This window comes from Infirmifilum sp. (genome assembly GCF_049970975.1).
GTDB classification, from domain to species: domain Archaea; phylum Thermoproteota; class Thermoprotei; order Thermofilales; family Thermofilaceae; genus Thermofilum; species Thermofilum uzonense.
On record NZ_JBMFLX010000169.1, the window covers coordinates 1 to 2,362 of the forward strand.

The 2,362-nt window shown below is 51.1% G+C and carries 4 protein-coding genes; all 4 read right to left on the reverse strand.

All coding sequences use genetic code 11. The features are described 5' to 3' along the window. Positions 1-652: hypothetical protein (locus ACP5KC_RS10135; protein ID WP_428287495.1), on the reverse strand; the 652-nt coding region annotated here is incomplete at its 3' end. Then, positions 649-1,620, reverse strand: coding sequence for a hypothetical protein (locus ACP5KC_RS10140; protein ID WP_428287496.1), 972 nt, complete (start codon positions 1,618-1,620; stop codon positions 649-651). The genes ACP5KC_RS10140 and ACP5KC_RS10135, both read right to left, overlap by 4 nt. After that, a complete protein-coding gene (locus ACP5KC_RS10145) occupies positions 1,613-2,146 on the reverse strand; it encodes a class I SAM-dependent methyltransferase (RefSeq protein ID WP_428287498.1) in 534 nt (177 codons plus the stop codon). The genes ACP5KC_RS10140 and ACP5KC_RS10145 overlap by 8 nt, the downstream gene beginning before the upstream one ends. Positions 2,147-2,168: 22 nt before the next feature. After that, positions 2,169-2,362 (reverse strand): hypothetical protein (locus tag ACP5KC_RS10150; RefSeq protein WP_428287497.1); only part of this gene is annotated, 194 nt, incomplete at its 5' end.

Consider the following 2,362-nt stretch of genomic DNA (forward strand, 5'->3'; position numbering starts at 1 on the left):
CCTTCGTTAATTCCTTACCCGTAAAACCCACCTCGGGTGGTGGATTATAAACAACTGCAGACTTTCCAATAGGTAAACCATGCCTGAGGGCGAGGTCCAGCTGTCTCCCTGCTACGAAAATCACTAAGTCCGAGCGAAGCAGGGCGAGCCGATACAGATACTTAGCGTTATGCAGTACGCCCGTAAATAATGCCCTGACTAGGCTCCTATTCTCAAGGAGCTCTACGAGTATATCAGAACGCAAGCTCGGGCCCAAATCGCTCAATACCACAGAGGTGTAGGTTAGGAGCTGGTTGTTGTGGATGTGGAGCACCACCCTTACCCTCGGATTAAGGAACTTGGCTAAAACCGCGAGGGGGGTGGGGCTGTGAGACGGAATATAGACTACGTCGGCCCACCTAACGAGGCCTTCTAAACCGCCCATCCCCACCACCGTCATAGACCACTCAAGCGGCTTAACCCACCTAAGAGGCTCCCAATAAACATACCTACAACACCTGAGAACATCCGCCGGAGGCTTGGGCGTCCCCGACACCACAGTTATATCAAATACATCGGCAAGATAGCGCCTCAAGAAGAGGTACGTAGCCAGTTCCGCCCCGCTACCCTCGGGCCAGAAACGCCGGGTGAACACAAGAAGCCTAGGCCTCACCAAAGCCAGGGAAGCCGCCGCAATAAGAAGCCGAAGCCCCGGGCCCTATCCCACAGAGCTCTGTACGGCGACAGGAACGGCTCCCGCCTAAAGGCCTCCTCGACATCACGCCCACTAAAGCTTAACAATCCAGAGCCAGTTGTAGCTACTACCCTATCCTCAAGGACATCAACACTGGCGAAATGATTGTATCCGGTCGAGTTAGCATCAACATGGAGCGGGTACCAAGTCCTCAAGTCCCTAGACACGATAACGGCGGTAGGCGCACCAAGGACACCCACGTACGTATCGCCGACCCTCCTTAAATCAGTAAACTGGGCAAAACCACCAACGCGCGGCTTTAGGAAGATGAAGCGAAACCTGCCATCCTCATAAACCCCAACACCACCACGGGCAATACCGCTATCGAAACCAAACACGTACCTTCCGCCCTCTACAAGCACAGGGACAAACTGCCACGGACCCCTATACAAAGCCCTCCAGCCCCTACCACCATCGCCAGAGACAGCCACCCTCACTACATTACCATCCCCCAAAGTCGCAATGAGCAAGCCCCTCTGTTCATCATAGGCTATGTAATGGAAGTGCCTTGATGATGGGTCAATCTCGGTATTCGTAACGAGCCTAACGAAGGACTTCAAATCCTCCGAGAAGTAAATCCCAGTGGGAGGCTCGCCATATTCCTGCACATAAACACCACTGCGAGTCGCCACGGCATGCCAAAACCAATTACCGGGCTTAGCCGCCAGCAATAACTTAGCGTCGTTGCCGGAGACGAGGTAGAGGGAGTTGCCTGCTGATACCAGGAGATCACCCCTACACACGAGGATAAGGCAACTAGGCTCTTTGAAGCTCACCAGAGGCTCCAGAGAACCCCTTCTAAACCTCGAAACAACACATGAAGATCCATCAGAGTATGTAACATAGGCTTCGCCACCACAAACCTTAACACTTAGAACCCTACCCATGCCTCACAACTTTATAGGCTAGTAGATAGCCTCTATCAAGCACTCCGAAAAACCTAAGCAGAGGAGCAAACAGCCTGAGGAGAGAGCCAGCGAGCATCCAGACACGGCTCGGATACGCTAGAACCTCTCCACCATCAACTCTAACAAGAATGAAACCCCTCAGGAGATACCTGTAAACGTTATACCCAAGAGATGTAAGCACCCTACCCCCTAGCCTAGAGCCCGGTAAAGCCATGACTATAAGCCCGCCATCCCTAACCATAGACTCAAGTCTCCTAATCAAGTCAGCATCTATGATACCGTGGATACTCTCAACAGCAAGAACAATATCAAAACACCCAGCGCACTTAAAAGACCTGATATCCGAGACGTGGAGCTCACTATAAACACTAAGACCCCCCGCGAAGCTAACCTTAACAGGGTCAACATCAATACATACAATACGGTCAACACCCAGATATCCCCTCAACACAACACCCCAGAAGCCGAGACCACAACCGACATCAAGAACGCTCCTAGGCTTAATACCCTTAAGAAGACCCTATTATCTAAGGCTCGATCCCCGGGCTATGGAAAACCTGAGTATATTCTTGGTCGTTTTTTAGAGTTATCATAGAAGCCATAGATCCGTCATCCAGCGAAGCTTTACCACTAGCGCACTGATACAGTTTGGTATCAGTCCTTATAATTGTCTTAATTAACTTCCGTAGGCTCGCAACCCATATTCTCATATTCGATAGCA

Bases quoted from the DNA above. Each gene is read 5' to 3' on its own strand.
- ACP5KC_RS10140 (WP_428287496.1), bottom strand. From the start codon at position 1,620: ATGGGTAGGGTTCTAAGTGTTAAGGTTTGTGGTGGCGAAGCCTATGTT.